Below are 20,269 nucleotides of genomic sequence, written 5' to 3'. Positions count from 1 at the left end.
GAACAACTCGCAGAGGTAGTGAGTTTTTTAAAGTGAAGTTTAGAGGAGTGTTAACTTGAAAGCGAATCACGAATTAAAAGAAATACTTTGGCGATTTAAAGGCATGAATAACGAAGAACTGAAATTTGAAGTTAGCCAGGGTGAAAATCTGCTAATGGCAACTCTCTTGAAACATATTGGATCAACAGACTCGGAATTTAGAGATCAATTAATCTATAGTACATTTCATAGACTTATAGATGAAGAAATGCTAAGTCTGCATAGTTTAAAGTCGGTATTAAGAACTTGCTTGGATCAAGAACATTTATTTTTAGGCATAGGGGAAGAGCTGCAGATTCTGTCTTTACACGTTCTTTTTCTTCTTTAGTGATAGCAGCTATTTTGGAGAAAGACAAAAACAAAAGATTTTTAACGGAAAGCGTTTTTAGTGAAGTATTAGAGAAAATTCAGAACTACTTAATCTGCGAACAAGATACAAGAGGATATGTTGAAGAAAAAGGATGGGCACACAGTATAGCGCATGGTGCTGATATGTTGGCGTCAGCAGTCCGGCATCCGTTTTTTCCTGTCGAGGAGTCAAAATTTGCGCTTTACTCTGTGGAACAATGCTTATTTAAAAAGGAAATCTATGTCGATGACGAAGATGAAAGGCTTATATTTGTCATTGATGCTCTTCTAGACGAAAATTTCTCGGAAACAGAATTAGAGAAATGGACACTGCATATTTTTAATGAGCTGGAAGCAATTTTTCAGGCCGAAGGATTTTCTTTAGCCTTTTTTCAAAGAAAAACAAACATAATCAATTTCATGAAAACTTTGTACTTCCGACTGGGATTTAAAAATAGAGGGGACCAAGTAAGGTGTTCCATTAAAGTTAATCTAAAGATGTGGCATGAAAAAGTGTACACAAGTTAGTAACTTAATTAATTTCCAGTTTCAAGAATTTTAAGTGCTGAATTACAGAGCAAGAGAGAGAAGAGGCTTATTATTGCGCATCGTCTCTCTCTTGCTTTTTTAAAATATTAGTCAAATGAAATCAATGAAATAAAACGATCAAATCCGACGGTTTGAACCAGTAAAGGAATCCGTGGCCCTTGATCTTCTGTAAGTGTCAGCTGATAAAGAATGCGAGACATTTCTTTCTGATATTGTTGAGTCTGTTTTTTATCTGCACTTCGCGTTACCGCATAAAATGCATCAAGCACTTTTCCATTAGCATTATCTATTGTCTGTAAACAGTCTACAAATTCACCCAAGGTTTTTTTATGGGGGCTGTCCAATTGCTGATAGAAGCCGGAATTTGGCGCAGCACGAATATTGAATTTCCGTTCTGGAGACCAGTTGGCAATCCAATACTCAATGCGGTCCAATTGCTGTCCGAGTGGGATATCATCGTATTCCAATTTCTCCTGATCTAAAACGCTCTTTAAAACATGGCGGTTAAAGTCGGTCATAGGAGCTATGGCAGCCATTTGGGCAAAAGTGGGCGTTTTTAAGGTCTCGCCGATTGCGCCACTCCACCTAAGAATTTGTTTCATCTCTGTCGACTGTCGATCAAAATTCGAAAGGTACCTTTCAAATTCGGAATAATTGCGAATGACATCCTCATCGAACCCGATATGAAAAGAAGTAGAAGTTTTCTGTTTGGCAAAGAGAAACAAAATCAGGCTTGGCGGATAGATTTTTAATAATTCGTCAGGTGTTACCAAGTTGCCGCTGGAACTGGACATTTTTTTCGAGTGCCCTTTAAGCCGAATGAACTCATAAGGCAGATAAATCGGGGCTTCGTAACCGAAAATCTTCATGGCAATCTCTTTTGAAACCGTATAACTTCCCGAAGCCGACGAGTGATCTCGGCCACCGGGTTCAAAATCGACTTGTTCGGCTGCCCAACGCATCGCCCAGTCAACTTTCCAATTTAATTTAGCGCGGTGTTCCTCGCGGATCGAAACCTCATCTCTGAAGCCGCAAGTACAGGAGTAAGAGTAGAATTCCGTTTCAGAAGACCAGGAATGAATGGTGGTGGAGTCTTTTCTGCATTCCTTGCAATAAACGGCTAGTGGGTAAAAGGCATCCCGCTCTTTAATCGAGTGGGAGCACGTTTTGTATTTCACAAGAATATCGTAAATCGCTTTTCTCTGGTTAAGCGCGTGAATGATTTGATTGGTGTATCGGCCACTTCGATATTCCTGGTTTTGATAAATATAATCAGGCTTTATTCCGAACAGTTCCAGGGTTCGCTCAAATTCCACTTCGAAGTGGCTGGCGTAGGAGGACTGTTTGTTCCATGGATCTGGTGTTTCACTATAGGGCATTCCGATATACTGTTCAAAGTGTTCAGGAATATTTAACGGTACTTTCCGGAAACGATCATAATCGTCCCACGAGAAAAGGAACCGAACTTTTTTTCCTAAATCTAACAACGCTTGTACAACAAAGTGCGTTGTCACTACTTCCCTAAAATTTCCGATATGCACGGAACCCGATGGACTGATTCCTGAAGCACACACGTATTCTTGTTTCTCTGGATGCCTTTCAATAATTTGTCTTGCCATTTCTTCTGCCCAGTGCATAATCATTCCCCCTAAATAGTTTCCACAGAAAAAAGCAGCTAATCCCCGTCCTTAAGAAATTAATCTTAAGGACGGGGATTAGCTGCCCGTGGTACCACCTCAGTTTGTTGATGCGTCACCGCATCAACCTCTTCGCGTGCCAAAAAAAGATACGCTATCTCGTTAACGGGAGATCCCGTCGCAGCATCATCCTTTCAGGAATCCGTGCGAAGCTCCGAGGCTTTATTCAAGAAAGAAAAGGTAGATCGGCTTTCACTGTCCGGACTCGCTTTGCACCAAATTTCTTAATTTACTCTTCTCATCAATGCTTTCAGTATACTATTATGTATAGAATATACAGATTATTTACAAAGGAAGTCAACTGTTTTTGAAATTTTTTTTGAAATAGATAAAATATGAGAGTTGGATGGTATTTTATCTATTTCTTTTTATTTCAGTTCAAACGCCTTTTTCTTTTACATTGCTTAAAATCCATTCGGAAATGACAGTTTTTAAATTCACCTAAAAGGAGTGCATAAAGTGAAAAAAGTGGTGATAGAGGCATATGATCCCGCTTGGCCGCAGCGATTCAATGAACTGAAATTGGTTCTCGAAAAAGGATTGCCGAATTTAATACTTTCCATCAAACATGTTGGTAGCACGTCTGTGCCCGGACTTAGCGCAAAACCTATCTTGGATGTCGACATCGTTATCGATCATCGGAACTTGCTGCCTGAGGTGTTCGATCACCTTGAAAAAATGGGTTATTATCACAAAGGGGATTTGGGAATAGAAGGCAGGGAAGCATTTGCGCGAGTCGATGGGTATGTGCCGTGGAATGGGACGGATACGGTTTGGATGGAGCATCATTTATACGTTTGCTCAAAAGAAAGCGCGGAACTTCATAGGCATGTGGCGTTTAGGGACTATCTCCGGAACAATTTGTCAGCTGCTTATGAATACGGAGAGTTGAAAAAGAAGCTAGCAGCTTCTGCGCTCGACCGGACTGCTTATACGGATGGGAAAGATGCTTTTGTTCATTCGATATTGAACCGGGCCTTTAAAGAGCTAGATGGCAAGAAATGACTAGCTGCTTCTCTTTAGAAAAAGCAAAAAATGAGCAACGTTTTAAAACGGAAAATATTTAATATGAAACAAACAAAAACCCCGAAGAGGCCACTTTTGCAAATGTCCATCTTTCGGGGTTCAATCGTTTTCTGCTTTTATTGATCTTCCGTGGTCTTTTTCCAGCTGTCGTCCATGACCATTTTGCCAGGCCATGTGTAAGCGGTAATGCCGCCGTCTACTACGATGTCTTGGCCGGTTAGGTAGGAACTGTCGCTTGAGACCAAGAACAAGACGGTCGTGGCGATTTCTTTGGGATCGCCGAGGCGGCCTAAAGGCGCCAGCCATCTATTCGACTCTCTGAATTCCTTGCCGCTTTCGTCGTCTCTCGGCCCTGCTAATTTATCGATCAGCGGGGTTTCAATTGTTCCGGGGGAGACGGAGTTTGCGCGGATTCCGGATCTGCCGTATTCGATGGCCAGGGATTTCGTGAAATTGATGATGCCGCCTTTTGCTGCGTTGTAACCCGAGCGGTTCAAGTCGGCAAAACTTCCGGACATGGATGCGTTATTGACGATGGCGCCGCCGTTTTCCAGCATAAGCGGGACAAAATACTTGCTCACGAGGAACGTGCCGCGCAAATCGGTTTCCATGATTTCGTCAAACAAGCTAACGGGATATTCGTGCACTTTGCCGCCTTCTTCATCGATTCCTGCATTATTAAACAAAGCGTGGATCGTGCCGTATTCCTCTTTAACCTGGTTTGCAAAGTTCTTAACTTCCTCTTCTTTTGCGATATTCACGCCAAAGCTTTTAGCTTTGCCGCCATTTTTATTGATTTGGTCGACCGTTTCCTGCAGCTCTTCCTGCTTGATATCCGCGATGAGCACCGTTGCGCCTTCCGCTGCAAAAACTTCTGCAGTGGCTTTGCCGATACCGGTTGCGCCGCCTGTGATAACTGTAACTTGATTTTGTAATCTTCCCATATTCTTTTCCTCCTCTGATTTTGGAATTGACAAAGTTTCTGAAAGGATTCCAGAAACACAGCCAATAAGAACGAATTTCCCGAACCTGTCCGGGCTGTTTATTTATCGAGATACTTTCCTTAAAATACCACTAGAATCCAGGGTTAAACTGCTTTTCCAAATGTAACCGCTTAACCGTCCAATTTTTATTTGGGAGCAGCAAATGCCGATGCCATTAATAAAAACAAGCAAAAACCACCTCTGTTTCATCCTTGAAAATGAAATAGGGGTGGTTTTAAATCCTTCATGAAATTTCGATTTTATCTGTTTTATGGATATCTTCCGTTCCGGCTTCCAAAGCCGTTTGGTAATACAGGCATTTATGTTCGATGATTTCCATTGTTTTCTTCAGTTCTTCCATCTGTGCGTTGACGATCGCTTTCCGTTCCATAAACATGTCAAAACGGTTTTGGAGTGTGGAATCTCCATCCGTGCACCAGTCGATGAAATGCTTGATTTCCTTGATGGGCATGCCAGTGGCTTTCAGGCATTCGATGATTTTTAAAGCGGCGATATCCGAGTCTTTAAACAAGCGGGTCCCGCTTTCAGTCCGTTCGATAAAAGGCATCAGCCCTTCTTTGTCGTAATAGCGCAAAGTGTACACCGAGAGGTTCAATTCTTTTGCCACTTCGCTGATTGAATACGTACTCATGTTGTCGTTCCTCCTTTTGCTGATCTAAACCTCGAGCGAACTCGATGAAATGCGAAAAGCTTATCACGGCATTTATGGTATGTCAAAGCTCTGTGCCGCAATCTTATCGAGAAAATGACCTTATCGCTTGCCCTAGAGTTAACTCTAAGGGTTACGATAGGCTTGCAAGGGGAATAGGTGCGAAGAGGCAAATGAAGCAAAATATAAATTCATTGCCTTTTGCACAAGCAATAAATTCTCTTGAACACTACAAACTCTTGGAGGTTTTTCTATGTATACTGCTAAAGCACGGGCTGTTGACGGCCCAAAAAAATCGTTTCAGGCTACTGAAATCCAGCGCCGCGACCTTGATACACATGATGTTCTGATTGAAATCCATTTTGCCGGCATCTGCCACTCAGACATCCATACCGCACACGGTGAATGGGGCGAAGTGAATTATCCGCTCGTACCCGGCCATGAAATTGCCGGTGTGGTCACGGAAGTGGGGCCGGAGGTCACGAAATACAAAGTGGGCGACCGCGTCGGAGTCGGCTGCATGGTTGATTCATGCGGTGAATGCGATAATTGTAAACGCGGGGAAGAGCAATATTGCCTCAATGGTATGGTGCCTACTTACGCGGGTGTGGATAAATACGGTGAACCTACCCAAGGCGGCTATTCAAGCCATATCGTCGTCGTCGAGGACTTCGTACTCGCAATTCCTGATGGCATCGAGCTTGATGCTGCAGCACCGCTATTGTGTGCAGGGATTACAACATTTTCGCCGTTGAACCATTGGAATGCAGGACCTGGCAAGAAAGTGGCAGTAGTCGGCATGGGTGGACTTGGCCACATGGCTGTTCAAATTGCGCATGCTATGGGAGCTGAAGTGACCGTCTTGTCCCAGTCGTTGAAGAAAAAAGAAGATGGATTGGCATTGGGCGCTGATGAATACTACGCGACAAGCGATTCCAAAACATTCGAGAAATTGTCTGGCAAGTTTGATTTGATCATCAATACGGTTAGCGCAAAAATCAACTTGGATGATTATTTAGGGTTGATCGCGCTAAACGGTACATTGGTGAATGTCGGTGCACCTGCTGAACCGCTTCCTGTCAGTGTCATGAATTTGATCGGCCACCGCCGTTCGTTTGCAGGATCGCTGATCGGGGGCATCAAGGAAACTCAGGAGATGCTCGATTTCTGTGCCAAACACGATATCGCGCCGATGATCGAAGTGATTTCGGCCGACCGCATTGACGAAGCATACGACCGCGTTCTGGCTTCAGATGTGAAGTACCGCTTCGTCATCGATGTCAGCACGATGTAAGTTTCTTGTGAAAAGAATAAACTAAAGGCGCTGCCGAAGCTGAGCTTTGGCGGCGCCTTTTTTTGTGTTTTGCTTGAATTTTATTAACTGCGGTTCACTTGTAGGCTATGTGATGCATCGACGCGCTGTGCTGCGGGTTTCGGCCCGAGCTGGAACAGCAAGGCGCCGCTGCCGATCAACACGAGCGCAGCAAGCGATTGCCACGAAAACGGCACTTGCTCCAGGCCGAACCAGCCCAGCGTGTCCCACATAAGGCCGAAGAATATCTGGGACACCATGACGAGCGAAATGGCAGCGCTCGGGCCCAGTTTTTGAACGCCTTGGGTAACACAAGTCACAACGCCAACGCCGATGATGCCGCTGAACCAGAACCACGGTTCTGCTTTGAAATCGAAAAGGGCGATGCCTTCAACGGCAAGCCCTGCTGCTAATGAAGCGACAAAGCCGAGGAGCAGCACGAGTGCCGTCGTCGACCAGACGCTGACTTTCTTTTTGACGTTCGCATTGAAAATGTTCTGTATGCACACGAATGTGCCGCCGAGCAATGCCAATACAATGCCGATGGCCATAATATCCACTCCTATTCATAAATGTTCTGCCCCGTCTGCGCCAGCAATGCACTGCGGTCGGTTATGGTGATTTTTCCGCGTTTTTTGACAAGCCAGCCTTGTTGTTCGAAATGCTTCAAGACCCGGTTTAAATGCCGGTAGCTCGTGCCGATCAAATCAGCCATATCGACGAGCGAAGTCGAGTCGAGCGTCGTTTGGTTCGGCGTCATTGCCAGCAAATAGCTCGCTACGCGCACGTCGACCGCATAAAGCAGGCTGAAGTTCATCGCGTGCGATTTGATTTCAAATTTTCGGGTGATCGATTCCAGCAGAAACTGCAGCCATTCGGCGTTGCCGGCCATTTCACTTTGCAGCACGCCATAGGGAATGCGGATGACGGTTGTGGCGGTGACGGTTTCGACGGTATTGATCAAGCGGCATTTCCGTACGTATTCAATATCCCCGACAAAATCGAAAGGGGATTTGAATGCCAAAATGAGCCGCTTGCCTTCAGGCGACAGCATCGACACTTTCAATTTGCCATCAACGAGCAAATACAGCGTCCGTGCTTCTTCGCCTTGCGAAAAGAGCCGGCTGCCGCTGGCGTAAGTTTCCAGGCGCATCGCTTCTTTGACGCGCTCGGGAAACATCGCGCCCAATCCGAATTGCTCCAGATAGCCTGTTATCACTTGTTGCTCCATTGAGACACCCCTTTACCATTTCAAGACGATAACGCCCGCAATCATCAGCGCGACACCGAGGACTTGGCTGCGGCCGATGTTCTTTTTGGGCATATCCAGCCAGCCTTTGGTGTCAATCACGACAGCCGTAATCAGCTGCGCAATCAAAAACAAACTTATTGTCAGCGTGACGCCCATGCGGTGCACCGCTGTCATGTTGCTGAACAGCACGATGGCCGCCAGCATGCCGCCGGACGCGTAAAGCGGCGGCACTTGCGGCAAGTTCCGGTACGAGCGGTCCTTTAATGCCAGCACGATGGCCAGCGCCAGCACGAATCCGGTGAACTGGGTCATCGTCGCGGCTTGCCATGTGCCGATGCCGTTGCTGATAGCCGCGTTCGCGACACTTTGAAAAGTCAGGAAAAACCCGCCTGCCAATGCGAATAAAATACCTTTCACGGCTTTCACGCTCCTTTTTTCTTTACTTTAAAGCTTAGCAGCAAAGCTAAAAAGGACATATGTCCCATTATTATTCCGTTCTTGCGGCTGCTTGTCCAGCGCAACTGGAAAAGAATGAAAAAATAAATGATAGAATTTTCACTCAAATTTCACTTAAGAGTTGTAGAATGGAAAAAAGCGCGACGCCCGGCATCAAAAAAAGTGCATAAATGGGCGCGCACAGCGAAAATCCAGACAAATGACGAGAGAAGCGGGGCGACAATATGGCAGACATCTATTTTGACGAACGCTACGGGCATTTATTCGAGAAAATTGAAGCGGGGCATTTTGAGGTGTTCGAATTTCAGCATGAATTCGGTTCAATCCGGCATTCGTTCATCAAGCGGGAAATTCCCGTGCCGCTTTCCGGACAGCACTATTATGACCTCGTGACACCATATGGCTACGGCGGTCCGCAAATCCTGCGCTGTGCAGAAGGCAAAAAGGCAGACCTGGTGCAGGCGTTTGAAAAAGCGTTTCAGCGTTATTGCACCGACAACGATGTCGTCAGCGAATTCGTGCGCTTCCATCCGGTGCTGGAAAACGCAGAGGACTTTTTGGAGTGTTATGACGCCGTCTACTTGCGCGATACGGTGGGGACGTGCCTGCAAGACGGCGAAGCGTCGATCGACTTGGAATTCTCCAAATCAACGCGCAAGAACATCCGCCAAGCGCTGAAATCCGGTGTTGAATACCGGACCGTGTTGAATCCGCAGGACCTCAGCGCGTTCAAGCGCATTTATTATGCGACGATGGAGCGCAACCACGCGGATGCCTTCTATTATTTCGGCGATGAGTATTTTGAGGACTTGATGGCGTTATTGGGCGGCCACGTGTTATTGGTTGAAGTGCTATATGGCGGGCAAGTCATCGGAGCAGGATTGAATTTCATTTACGGAAAGCTGGCGCATACGCATTTATCAGGGACGCTTGCGGAGTTCAACCACCTGTCGGCAGCATCGGTGTTGAATTATGCGCTGGCTTTATGGGGAATTGAGCACGGCGTGGCATTGATCCACGGCGGAGGAGGCCGGTCGAACAGCCCCGATGACAGCCTTTATCTTTTCAAAAAACAATTCGGCAGACAGACTGCTTTTAAATTTTATACCGGCAGAAAAATATGGAACGAAGCGGTTTACCACGAATTATGCGAACGGCTGGAGGCGGGAGGGGAATCGGAATTTTTCCCGGCATACCGTTCCGAGCCGGTGCGTCCGCAAGAACTTAACCGGGTATGAACAAATAATCAGCTGAAGGCAGAAAAATAGCGCGGTAGGCATCCTGGAATGCCCACCGCGCTATTTATATTGGGAATTATTGAGCTGTATAACCGCCATCGATGACAATCGTTTGGCCGGTGATGCTCTTCGCTTGTTCGCTTGCCAAGTAAATTGCGCAATCCGCAATTTCGCTGACGTCGAGCAGGCGTTTTTGCGGCACTAGCGGAAGCAGGACTTCAGCCAATACGTTTTCGATCGGCACGTTGCGTGTCTTGGCCAAATCAGCCATTTGTCCGCGCACCAATGGTGTATCCACATAGCCCGGTGCAATTGCGTTGACCGTGATGCCGTGTTCTGCGCCTTCAAGGGCAGCAACTTTTGTCAAGCCGATCACGCCGTGCTTCGCGCTATTGTATGCCGCTTTGCCGGCAAAGCCGATCAAGCCATTGATCGATGAAATGTTGATGATGCGGCCGAATCCTTGCTCTTTCATGATCGGGAATACCGTCTTCGTCAAGATGAACGGTGCCGTCAACATGATTTTCAGCATCAATTCGTATTTTTCTGTCGGGAATTCTTCGATTGGCGATACGTGCTGCAAGCCGGCATTATTGATGACGATGTCGACGCGGCCGTAAGCTTTTTTCGTTTCCGCTACCAGGTTTTGAAGCTCCGCTTCGCTGGTTACGTCTGCTTTGACGCCCATTGCTTCAAAGCCTGAATCTCTCAATGACTTGGCTGCTTCTTGCAGGACTTCGTCATTGATGTCCGACAAGACGACTTTCGATCCTTTTTCCGCGAAATGCTTTCCGATTTCAAAACCGATGCCGCGTGCTGAACCAGTGATGATGACTACTTTTTGTTCTACCATGATAAATTCCTCCATTAGAATGTAGTTTTTATTCATATTGCGGGGGCATTAGACCAAGCCGATGCCGCCCATGATGATGCCGGCGATCACTGCGATGGTCGGAATGACCAATGCTACGACGAAAACATCTTTATACGTTTCTTTATGCGTCAGGCCTGTGACCGCAAGCAAGGTCAACAGCGCGCCGTTGTTCGGCAGAATGGATGCGCCAGATGCCACTGCGGCCATCCGGTGGAACACTTCCGGGTCAATGCCGGTTGTCTGCGACAAATTATAGAACGTATCCCCGAGCGTGCTGAGCGCGATGCCCATGCCGCCCGAAGCGGATCCCGTGATCATCGCCATGATTTGGACTGCCAGCGATTGCGCGACCAATGGGTTGTCCGATACGTTGAGCAGCCATTCCGTGATGTTGTCGAATGCCGGAACAATCGCGATGACGGCGCCGAAGCCGACTGCGGCACTGGTGTTGAGAATGGCCATGACCGAGCCTTTCGCGCCTTCGTTAATCGAGAAGACGAACTTCTTGTAATCTTTTGCGTTGATCAGCATGATGCTGATGACGCCGAGAATCAAGGCATAAATCGGTTCCAATTTCACCACGTTCAGCAGCACGACGACGACGATCAACGGCACTAGCGACAAGAGCCAGTTCGGTGTCGAACTTTCGTCCGCTTTCGAAGCGCCGGTTTTTTCCTGCTGGACGAAGCCTTCGCCTTTAGCCGACAGCTTCTTCTCGCGGTACGCCAGCCAAGCGTAGCCGCCGACCGCCATGATCAACGTGGTGACAATTCCGATGACCGGCCCTGCGGTCGGCGTCGTATTGTAATAATCCATCGGGATCAAGTTTTGGATCTGCGGCGTTCCTGGCATCGACGTCATCGTGAACGTGAAGGCGCCAAGCGCGAACGTCGGCACGAGCAATTTCCGCGTGACATTGGCTTCCCGGAACAATTCAAGCGCAATCGGGTAGACCGCGAACACGACAACAAATAAAGAGACGCCTCCGTAAGTCAATAAAGCCGATGCGATGAGTACGCCTAGAATCGCGCGTTTGCCCCCGATCAGCTGGGTGACTTTCTTGGCAACGGCCCGCGCCGCACCTGTTTCTTCCATCAACTTTCCGAATACTGCACCAAGCAAGAAGATCGGGAACCACTTTTTAACGAATCCCACTAAACCCTCCATATAAGTATCCGTATATGCTGTATAGACATCGAGTCCGCTCAGAAGCGCGACGACGCCGGCAGCTAATGGAGCAACCCAGATAATCGACCATCCCAAATAGGCGAGCGCCAATAACAGGATCAATCCGATAAGAATGCTTAACATATGTACTCACCTCTTTTCCAATCCTTTAAAATTCCTTTACTTTAGTAAAGCAATGCCCATTATACAGGAATAAAGATATATTGAAATAGATATTGCTTAACGTAATAAATAATAAATTATTTCGATATTTTCATTTTTTCTTGTAATTTTATTAAAAATGCTCTTTAATTAAGCTTCTATAGGAAAGAATGAAAGCGGTTATCTATTATTTTGCTGGCGGACATAAAATGTTTTTGAAATAAATGTTATTTTAGAATTATTTAATTGAGCTAAAAATGCGACGATTCAAAACACATTCAAAATTTGTCCGGCAAGCGGCTGCGTTCATTTGCTTCTTATTGGAGTTCTGCATTATTTTGGAGGGAAACTGATGGATTTATTGATTATTCTATTGTCGCTGGGGCTGTTGATGTTCGCTGCCTATCGAGGCTATTCGGTGATTTTGTTCGCGCCGCTGTGTGCGCTGCTGGCGGTTTTTCTGATCGATCCAGGCAACATCCTGCCGTTTTACTCGGGTGTTTTCATGGAGAAGATGGTCGGCTTTATCAAGCTCTACTTCCCGGTCTTTTTGCTGGGCGCCATTTTTGGCAAAATCATTGAAATGTCCGGCATCGCGGAATCGATTGCCAAGACAATTGTGCGCTTGATCGGTGCCAAACAGGCGATGCTCGCCATTGTCATTCTCGGGGCGATTCTGACGTATAGCGGCGTCTCTTTGTTTGTCGCTGTTTTCGCGATTTACCCATTCGCTGTGCAATTATTCAAGCAAGCGGACATCCCGAAACGGCTCATGCCTGCGACAATTGCACTCGGTGCGTTTACGTTCACGATGGATGCGCTGCCAGGCTCGCCGCAAATCCAGAACGTCATTCCGACGTCTTTCTTCGGAACGGATATCTACGCCGCGCCGATTCTTGGCATCATCGGTGGGGCGGTCGTTTTGTTTACGGGGCTGTCCTATCTGGAATTCAGGCGCAGACAGGCGAAAAAAGCAGGAGAAGGCTATAGCGGATTCGCAACCGATGCGCCGCGTGTCGATACGCCCGGCAACGAAGAAGATGCCAGCTTAGCGCTGTCCTCAAACCAATCGTTATTCAAGCAGATTTTCGCTTTCGTGCCGCTCATTTTGGTAGCGGTCATGAACAATTATCTGGTGAAAGCGATCCCGGGCTGGTACCCGAACGGCTTCGATTTCGCCGCTATGGGGCTCGATAGCTATTCGATCGATGTCTCGGCGAACGTTGCCATTTGGGCCGTTGAAATTGCGCTCGTTGCCGGCATTCTTGCTGCGCTTGCCTTCGATTGGAAGCGAGTCACAGCGAATATGAAAGAAGGGCTCAACACGAGCATCAACGGTTCGTTATTGGCCGTCATGAATACGGCGTCGGAATACGGATTCGGCGGCATCATCGCAGCCCTTCCCGGCTTCGCGAAAATCAGCGCCGGCATATCCGGCACATTCACCAATCCGCTGGTCAACGGCGCCGTTACGACAAGCGCCCTTGCCGGCATCACGGGATCCGCTTCCGGCGGCATGGGCATCGCGCTCAGCGCCATGGGCGACCAATTCAACCAAGCCATTGCTGCGGCCAACATCCCGCCGGAAGTCATGCACCGCGTCGTCGCGATGGCGTCCGGCGGCATGGACACCTTGCCGCATAACGGCGCGGTCATCACGCTGCTCGCGGTGACCGGCCTGACGCACAAGCAATCATATGGAGATATTTTCGTGATCACGATCATCAAGACATTGGCGGTGTTCGTCGTCATCGCGGTTTATACTATGTTTGGGATTGTCTAGGTAAGAGAAGAGAATTATAAAACAGGACACGGCAAACTCATGCCGTGTCCTGTTTTTTTGACGTCATTTTGCGGTTCTGGTAAAAACCATGCGGTGTTTAAGTTTCGGGTAAAACGGTTATTGATTAAGAACAAGTGTTCGTATATGCTGAAGATAATGGCAGCGAACGATGAGAAAGAAGGGGTTCATATGTATGAAGAGATGGAGCGGCGGCCAATCATTTGCATCGACATGCGCAGCTTTTATGCGAGCTGTGCGGCGGTAGACCTTGGCCTGGATCCAATGACGGCTTGCATCGCAGTCATCGGCAACCAGGAACGGCGGGGCAGTGTGGTGCTGGCCGCGTCGCCGGTGCTGAAACGGGATTTCGGGGTGCGCACGGGCACGCGGCTGTTCGAGATTCCGGATGATCCGCGCATCCAAAAAATCGAGCCGAAGATGGGCTTTTTTCTGAAAGTGTCGATGGAAATCACCAAACTTCTGGCGCAATATGTGCCATCGGAAGCCATCCATGTCTACAGTGTCGATGAAAGCTTCGTCGACCTCACCGGTACGGAAAAGCTATGGGGCACACCGCAGACGCTTATTGCCCGCATCCAGGACGACATCATTCGGCAGTTTTCGCTGCCATCGGCAATCGGCATGGGGCCGAATATGCTGCTGGCAAAACTGGCGCTCGACCTGGATGCGAAAAAGACGGGCTTTGCGCATTGGACATTCGAAGACGTAGAGACGAAGCTTTGGCCGGTTACGCCGCTCAGTAAGATGTGGGGCATCGGCTCGCGCTTGGAAAATACATTGAACGGCATGGGCATCTTTTCGGTCGGCGATTTGGCGCGTGCGGAGCTTACGGAACTTGAAGACGTGTTCGGCATTGTCGGGAACCAGCTTTACCACCATGCCTGGGGCATCGATTTGTCTGAGCTTGGCGCACCGCTCGTCGAAGGGCAGGTCAGCTATGGAAAAGGGCAGATTCTGTACCGCGATTACACGACCGTCGAAGAGATTTCCGCGGTGCTGCTGGAAATGGCGGAAGACGTGGCGATGCGCGCCCGCACCGCAGGCAAAGCTGGCCGTACGGTGACGCTCGCGGTCGGCTACAGCAAGCACGCGTTCGGCGGCGGCTTTAACCGAGCGCTGACGATTGAAGAAGCAACGAACGACACGCTGAAATTATACCGGGCGTGCCAGAAGCTATTGAATGAATTTTATATTGGGCGCCCCGTACGCCGTTTGTCCATCACGCTCGGCAAATTGGAAGACGAAACGTCGATGCAGCTGAGCTTGTTCGAGCAGCGCAAATGGCAGACGCGGCGCTTGGGCGGCGCGATGGACCAGCTGCGCCAGAAATACGGCTCGACTGCGGTGCTGCGCGCGGTGTCGTATACGGAAGCGGGCACTGCACGGGAACGCGCGAAACTGATCGGCGGCCACAAGGCGGACGGCAATCCGTTTACGCCAGAAGGTTGATTTATTTCAAAAACCGAATTATTTTCTCCTCTTGCTGAATGATTTTTGCTAGAATAAAAAAGATTGAATAGACACAATACATACATTACAGCAAGGGGAAAAGAACATGCGCGTATTTTTGGAGTTGGGCTGGTTTTTCAAGGAACGGAAAAAGCAATACGCCATTGGCATTTTCATGCTGCTGATTGTGGCATTCCTCGGCGTTCTGCCACCGCGCATCATCGGTTTAATCGTCGATGAAATCAGCCGCGGCACCTTGACCGCAGGTTTTCTAGGAAAGTGGCTAGGTGTTCTCGCGGCAGCGGCGCTCGGCATGTACGTGCTGCGTTATGCCTGGAGGCTGATGATTTTCGGGTCGGCGATCATTCTGGCGCGCGATTTGCGCGAGAATTTGTTCCGCCATTTCACGCGGATGTCGCCTTCGTTCTACCAGAAGCGGCGCGTCGGCGATTTGATGGCGCACGCGACGAACGATTTGCAGGCGGTGCAGCAAACGGCCGGTGCAGGCGTCTTGACGCTCGTCGATTCGATTGCGACAGGCGGCTTCGTTATTGCCGCGATGGCGCTGACGGTCAGTTGGAAATTGACGTTGATCGTCTTGCTGCCGCTGCCGTTGATGGCCTACATGACGAATTATTACGGGAAATTGATGCACGAGCGCTTCCACGGCGCACAAGCTTCTTTTTCCGGGCTCAACGACAAGACGCAGGAAAGCATATCCGGCATGAAAGTGATCAAGACCTTCGGCCAGGAGCAGCAGGACATTGAAGACTTCAAACGCATGTCCGGCGAAGTCGTCGACGAGAACATCCGCGTGGCAAAAATCGATTCGATGTTCGACCCGACCATTTCGGCAATCATCGGCGTCTGTTACTTGCTGGCAATCGGTTTCGGTTCGTATTTCGTGGTCGGCGGCGAGATGACAATCGGCGATTTGATCGCGTTTACCGCGTATCTTGGATTGCTCGTCTGGCCGATGCTGGCATTCGGCTGGCTCTTCAACATCGTCGAACGCGGGCGGGCTTCCTACGACCGCATCCGGGCGCTGCTCGCGCAGCCGGCTGAAATCGATGACCGGGAAGACGCCATTGACCGGCGGCCGACAGGCGATATCGAGTTTTCGCTCCAAAAGTTCCAGTTCACCGGCGACGAACGCTCGGCGCTGCGGGACATCCATTTCACCATCAAGCGCGGCGAAACGCTGGGCATCGCCGGCAAGACCGGTTCCGGGAAATCGGCGATTTTGCGCTTATTGCTGCGGGAGTTCGACAATTACGAAGGCGATATTACATTCGATGGCGTGTCCATCAACCGCTATAAAAAACAGCGGCTGCGTGAAGCAATCGGCTATGTGCCGCAGGATCATTTCCTGTTTTCGGCGACAGTGGCCGGCAATATCGCATTTGCCCGCCCGGATGCTTCTATAGAAGAAATCCACCAAGCAGCAAAGCTTGCGCATATCCACGACGACATCCTGAACTTCACGTTCGGCTATGACACCGTTGTCGGGGAGCGGGGCGTATCGCTGTCAGGCGGCCAAAAGCAGCGGATTTCCATCGCCCGTGCGCTGATGATGGAGCCAGAATTGCTCATCTTGGATGATTCACTGTCCGCAGTGGACGCCAAAACCGAAGAAGCGATATTGGAATCGCTGAAAAAAACCCGCACCGGCGAGACGACGATCATCACGTCCCACCGGTTGAGCGCGATCCAGCATGCCCATCAGATTCTGGTCATGCACGAAGGAACGGTTGCGGAAATCGGCACACATGAAAGTTTAATGAAGAAAAAAGGGCGTTATTTCGAAATGTATGAGCTGCAGCAGCTTGAAGCGCTCGTCGAAATGGGAGGCGAAGCGTAATGGAAAAGCAGCGTGAATTGACCGGAAAAGACCAATGGCTCGTCTTCAAACGGCTGCTTGGGTATTTATTGCCGCATAAGAAAATGGTGGCGTTGGCAATGGGCCTCCTCGTCCTGACGGTCATCGGCGACGTCTTAGGGCCAATCCTCATCAAGACGTTCATCGATGATTATTTAACGCCAGGGAATTTCCCGACAGGACCCGTCGTCGGGCTCGCAGTAGCGTACGTCTTTATCCAGGCGTCGAATGTCGTCATCAGTTATTTTCAATTATTGAAGTTCCAGGAAGCGGCGCTGAAAATCATCCAGCAGCTGCGCATCGATGTCTTCACGAAAGTGCAGAACCTCGGGATGCGCTATTTCGACCGCACACCGGCAGGCAGCATCGTGTCGCGTGTCACAAATGATACCGAAGCCATCAAGGAAATGTTCGTCAGCGTGCTCATCGGCTTTCTGCAAAGTGCGTTCCTCGTGGTCGGCGTCTATATTGCGATGTTTATCCTCAATGTACGATTGGCGTTGATCACGGTCGTGCTGCTGCCGATTCTCGGCTGGATCATCTATTTGTACCGCAAATACAGCTCGGTGTTCTATCAGGATCTGCGCGAACGCCTTGGCCAATTGAACGCGAAACTGTCGGAATCGATCCAAGGCATGGGCATGATCCAGGCATTCGGCCAGGAATCGCGTCTGCAGGACGAGTTCACCGACATCAACAGCCAGCATTGGCAAGCGGGCAAGCGCAACATCAAAATCGATGGGCTGTTATTGCGTCCAGCAATCGACTTGGTCTACGCGTTGGCGCTTATCATGGTGCTCAGTTATTTCGGCATCACGTCCTTCTCGAACACTGTGGAAGTCGGTGTCATTTATGCGTTCGTAACCTATATCGACCGCTTTTTCGAACCGATCAACCAAGTGATGCAGCGGCTGTCGATTTTCCAGCAGGCGATTGTCGCCGCGTCACGCGTCTTCGCATTGCTCGATGAAGAAGACCTGGTACCGAAGCAGGCGGGAACAGCCGGGGAAATCAGCAAAGGCGAAATCGAATTCCGCAACGTGACATTTTCCTATGACGGCCAGACCAACGTCTTGAAAAACATTTCGTTCAAGGCGCTGCCAGGGCAGACCGTCGCGCTAGTCGGCCACACAGGAAGCGGGAAAAGTTCAATCATCAATCTGCTGCTGCGCTTTTACGAGTTCTCGGATGGCGACATCCTGATTGACGGCCAGTCGGTGAAAGAATACGCTGCAGCGGAATTGCGCAATAAAATCGGCCTCGTGCTGCAGGACCCGTTTTTGTTCTATGGCACGATCGAAAGCAATATCCGTCTCCACAACAGCGCCATGACGGACGAAGAAGTACGGGCAGCGGCACAATTTGTCCAAGCCGATAAATTCATCAATAAATTGCCGGACGGTTTTCACCAAAAAGTGACAGAACGCGGGTCGACATTTTCCAGCGGGCAGCGCCAATTGGTGGCATTCGCCCGGACGATGGCAGCAGACCCGAAAATCCTGGTGCTCGACGAAGCGACAGCGAACATCGATACTGAAACCGAAGTGGCGATCCAGCAAGGGCTCGAGCGCATGCGCCTGGGGCGGACGACGATTGCGATCGCTCACCGCTTGAGCACAATCCAGGATGCTGACTTGATCCTCGTGCTGCACCACGGCGAAATCGTCGAACGGGGCACACACCAGCAATTGCTGGCGCACCGCGGGCTTTACCACAAAATGTATTTGCTGCAAAACGGTATCGTCGAAACAGCGAAAAGATAGACAGGGCGGCTCCGGCCGCCATTTTTCATGCACAATCCATTCCAGCCCTTCGGCAAAAACCGAATCTGGTCTTCGAAGAAATAAATGTACAAAACTACATAAGGTTTTATTGAATAAAAAAAAGAACGTAACAAGCACTAGAGCTGAAACAACTGAAAAAAGGGCAACTTCGCAGTTCTGCTCCCAATGTCCACAAAGATGTCACAGGCAAAGGGGCAGTGCTGTAGAGGGAAATTTGGTAAGATAGGGGAAGATACCAAAGGAGTGACTTTTGTGGGGACCGATATCAATTTATTTCTGGCGTTTGGCGCGGGATTCCTGAGTTTCATCTCTCCGTGTACATTGCCCTTGTATCCAGCATTCCTATCTTATATAACGGGAATGACACTGGATGAAATCAAGAATGACAAAAAGACGATGCAGCGGCGCGGCATGTTCCACACGCTATTCTTCTTGCTCGGCTTTTCAACCATTTTTATCGCATTAGGATTCAGTACTTCTTTCTTCTATGAATGGTTCTTGCGCTACGACGACTTGATCCGCCAGATGGGTGCGATTTTCATCGTCATCTTCGGACTAATCGTCGTAGGGATCTTTACACCGAAGTTTTTGATGCAAGACCGGAAGTTCGCTTTTAAAAACCGGCCAGGTGGTTTCTTAGGCACATTCGTCATCGGCCTTGCATTTGCGGCAGGCTGGACGCCTTGTACCGGACCGATCACAGCGGCGATCTACGCGCTGGCAGCAACCAACCCGGGTTCGGGCATTTGGTATATGCTCGCATACGTTCTTGGATTCGGCATTCCGTTCTTCGTGCTGTCATTCTTTGTCGCACAGACCGGCTGGCTGCGGCGCAATAGCCAGAAAATCATGAAAGGCGGCGGCTACATCATGATCGCTGTCGGCATCTTGCTATTCTTCGATGGAATGACGTATATTATACGTATCCTAAGCCCGTTCTTCGGCGACTTCCAAGGATTTTAATCAACTAAGCAGGTGGAGAAAATGAAAGAAATGTTCCATAGAGAAAAAAGGCAGAAAGCAGAGGAGGGGCAGCATGTTTGAATGGATTTCTCCTGAGCTGATGCTCATCGCCACAACAATCGGCGCAGCCGGCATGGGGGTTCTCGCCATGTTCGTGCGCTCCAAATCAGCTAAAAAGCCGGCTTCAGCGAAAAAGATCATATTGCCGCCGTTGTTCATGTCAACCGGTGCATTGATGTTCATCTTCCCGTTTTTTCGGGTTCCGCCGCTGCAGATCATCGAAGCCTTGCTTGTCGGCATGCTGTTTTCGACGGTGCTCATCTGGACGTCGAAATTCGAAGTGCGTGACGGCGACATCTATCTGAAGCAATCGAAAGCTTTCGTCTTCATCCTGATCGGCTTGCTGCTGGTGCGTTTGATCGGCAAAGTGATCTTGAGTGCGACGATCGATATCGGCGAACTCGGCGGCATGTTCTGGATCTTGGCATTCGGCATGATCGTGCCATGGCGCCTTGCGATGTTCTTCCAGTTCAAGAAACTGCAAGACAAAACGGAAAACGCTGTTCCTCAATAGAGGTACAGCGTTTTTTTAGGTTATGGAGAACTCTCAATATGCC

General features: G+C 49.1%; 19 protein-coding genes. 11 read left to right on the top strand and 8 right to left on the bottom strand.

Translation table 11 applies throughout. The features are described from left to right. The first annotated feature begins 55 nt into the window (after positions 1–55). Both QMA09_RS15030 and QMA09_RS15025 read left to right on the top strand, forming a co-directional pair. A complete protein-coding gene (locus QMA09_RS15030) occupies positions 56–367 on the top strand; it encodes a hypothetical protein (RefSeq protein WP_290213680.1) in 312 nt (103 codons plus the stop codon). Between the two features lie 14 nt (positions 368–381). Next, positions 382–915 carry a DUF2785 domain-containing protein gene (locus tag QMA09_RS15025; protein ID WP_290213679.1) on the top strand — a complete coding sequence of 178 codons (534 nt, stop codon included), beginning with the start codon at positions 382–384 and terminating at the stop codon, positions 913–915. 107 nt (positions 916–1,022) lie between these two features. Here the strand turns inward: QMA09_RS15025 and lysS are convergent, their stop codons facing one another. Then, entirely contained in the window at positions 1,023–2,573 is a 1,551-nt protein-coding gene (gene lysS, locus QMA09_RS15020; RefSeq protein WP_290213678.1) for a lysine--tRNA ligase, read from the bottom strand. 519 nt (positions 2,574–3,092) lie between these two features. Between lysS and QMA09_RS15015 the strand changes: the two genes are divergently transcribed. Then, positions 3,093–3,638, top strand: coding sequence for a GrpB family protein (locus QMA09_RS15015; RefSeq protein WP_290213677.1), 546 nt, complete (start codon positions 3,093–3,095; stop codon positions 3,636–3,638). 137 nt (positions 3,639–3,775) lie between these two features. Here QMA09_RS15015 and QMA09_RS15010 read toward each other — a convergent pair whose 3' ends face one another. Both QMA09_RS15010 and QMA09_RS15005 read right to left on the bottom strand, forming a co-directional pair. Continuing rightward, positions 3,776–4,603, bottom strand: a complete 828-nt coding sequence (locus QMA09_RS15010; protein ID WP_290213676.1) for an SDR family oxidoreductase — start codon at positions 4,601–4,603, stop codon at positions 3,776–3,778. Positions 4,604–4,886: 283 nt separating this feature from the next. After that, positions 4,887–5,294, bottom strand: a complete 408-nt coding sequence (locus QMA09_RS15005) for a MerR family transcriptional regulator (protein WP_290213675.1) — start codon at positions 5,292–5,294, stop codon at positions 4,887–4,889. 271 nt (positions 5,295–5,565) lie between these two features. On the opposite strand from QMA09_RS15005, the gene QMA09_RS15000 reads away from it, so the two are divergent. Then, positions 5,566–6,606 (top strand): NAD(P)-dependent alcohol dehydrogenase, encoded by a 1,041-nt coding sequence (locus QMA09_RS15000; RefSeq protein ID WP_290213674.1) that lies wholly within the window; start codon positions 5,566–5,568, stop codon positions 6,604–6,606. A gap of 83 nt (positions 6,607–6,689) precedes the next feature. Here QMA09_RS15000 and QMA09_RS14995 read toward each other — a convergent pair whose 3' ends face one another. The 3 genes from QMA09_RS14995 to QMA09_RS14985 are packed head-to-tail and all read right to left on the bottom strand — an operon-like array spanning position 6,690 to position 8,293. Next, positions 6,690–7,175, bottom strand: a complete 486-nt coding sequence (locus QMA09_RS14995; RefSeq protein WP_290213673.1) for a DMT family transporter — start codon at positions 7,173–7,175, stop codon at positions 6,690–6,692. Between the two features lie 11 nt (positions 7,176–7,186). Next, positions 7,187–7,855 carry a Crp/Fnr family transcriptional regulator gene (locus QMA09_RS14990; RefSeq protein ID WP_290213672.1) on the bottom strand — a complete coding sequence of 223 codons (669 nt, stop codon included), beginning with the start codon at positions 7,853–7,855 and terminating at the stop codon, positions 7,187–7,189. Between the two features lie 12 nt (positions 7,856–7,867). Next, positions 7,868–8,293, bottom strand: a complete 426-nt coding sequence (locus tag QMA09_RS14985; RefSeq protein ID WP_290213671.1) for a DMT family transporter — start codon at positions 8,291–8,293, stop codon at positions 7,868–7,870. A 263-nt stretch (positions 8,294–8,556) separates the two neighbouring features. Between QMA09_RS14985 and QMA09_RS14980 the strand changes: the two genes are divergently transcribed. Continuing rightward, on the top strand, positions 8,557–9,570 hold the full coding sequence (locus QMA09_RS14980) for a GNAT family N-acetyltransferase (RefSeq protein WP_290213670.1): 1,014 nt from the start codon (positions 8,557–8,559) through the stop codon (positions 9,568–9,570). A 76-nt stretch (positions 9,571–9,646) separates the two neighbouring features. Here QMA09_RS14980 and QMA09_RS14975 read toward each other — a convergent pair whose 3' ends face one another. Next, complete coding sequence (locus tag QMA09_RS14975) at positions 9,647–10,423, bottom strand: 3-hydroxybutyrate dehydrogenase (protein WP_290213669.1); 777 nt, start codon at positions 10,421–10,423, stop codon at positions 9,647–9,649. Between the two features lie 48 nt (positions 10,424–10,471). Continuing rightward, positions 10,472–11,755 (bottom strand): GntP family permease, encoded by a 1,284-nt coding sequence (locus tag QMA09_RS14970; protein WP_290213668.1) that lies wholly within the window; start codon positions 11,753–11,755, stop codon positions 10,472–10,474. Between the two features lie 370 nt (positions 11,756–12,125). Here QMA09_RS14970 and QMA09_RS14965 point away from each other — a divergent pair, with 370 nt between their 5' ends. The 6 genes from QMA09_RS14965 to QMA09_RS14940 all read left to right on the top strand — a co-directional run bounded on the left by QMA09_RS14965 (position 12,126) and on the right by QMA09_RS14940 (position 20,226). Continuing rightward, positions 12,126–13,556, top strand: a complete 1,431-nt coding sequence (locus tag QMA09_RS14965; RefSeq protein ID WP_290213667.1) for a GntP family permease — start codon at positions 12,126–12,128, stop codon at positions 13,554–13,556. Positions 13,557–13,745: 189 nt separating this feature from the next. Further along, positions 13,746–15,026, top strand: coding sequence for a Y-family DNA polymerase (locus QMA09_RS14960; RefSeq protein WP_290213692.1), 1,281 nt, complete (start codon positions 13,746–13,748; stop codon positions 15,024–15,026). A gap of 106 nt (positions 15,027–15,132) precedes the next feature. Next, positions 15,133–16,887 carry an ABC transporter transmembrane domain-containing protein gene (locus QMA09_RS14955; RefSeq protein ID WP_135504901.1) on the top strand — a complete coding sequence of 585 codons (1,755 nt, stop codon included), beginning with the start codon at positions 15,133–15,135 and terminating at the stop codon, positions 16,885–16,887. Continuing rightward, positions 16,887–18,668 carry an ABC transporter ATP-binding protein gene (locus QMA09_RS14950; protein ID WP_290213666.1) on the top strand — a complete coding sequence of 594 codons (1,782 nt, stop codon included), beginning with the start codon at positions 16,887–16,889 and terminating at the stop codon, positions 18,666–18,668. The genes QMA09_RS14955 and QMA09_RS14950 overlap by 1 nt, the downstream gene beginning before the upstream one ends. Positions 18,669–18,941: 273 nt before the next feature. Then, the gene (locus tag QMA09_RS14945; RefSeq protein WP_290213665.1) at positions 18,942–19,652 is read left to right on the top strand and encodes a cytochrome c biogenesis CcdA family protein; all 711 of its coding nucleotides are present in this window, start codon (positions 18,942–18,944) and stop codon (positions 19,650–19,652) included. 73 nt (positions 19,653–19,725) lie between these two features. Next, positions 19,726–20,226 carry a CcdC family protein gene (locus tag QMA09_RS14940; RefSeq protein WP_290213664.1) on the top strand — a complete coding sequence of 167 codons (501 nt, stop codon included), beginning with the start codon at positions 19,726–19,728 and terminating at the stop codon, positions 20,224–20,226. Positions 20,227–20,269 lie beyond the last annotated feature (43 nt).

It is taken from the genome of Planococcus sp. APC 3906 (assembly GCF_030407685.1).
Taxonomy (GTDB): Bacteria; Bacillota; Bacilli; order Bacillales_A; family Planococcaceae; genus Planococcus; species Planococcus koreensis.
Note: the sequence above shows the minus strand (reverse complement) of the source record. Positions and strands in the feature narration are given on the sequence as shown.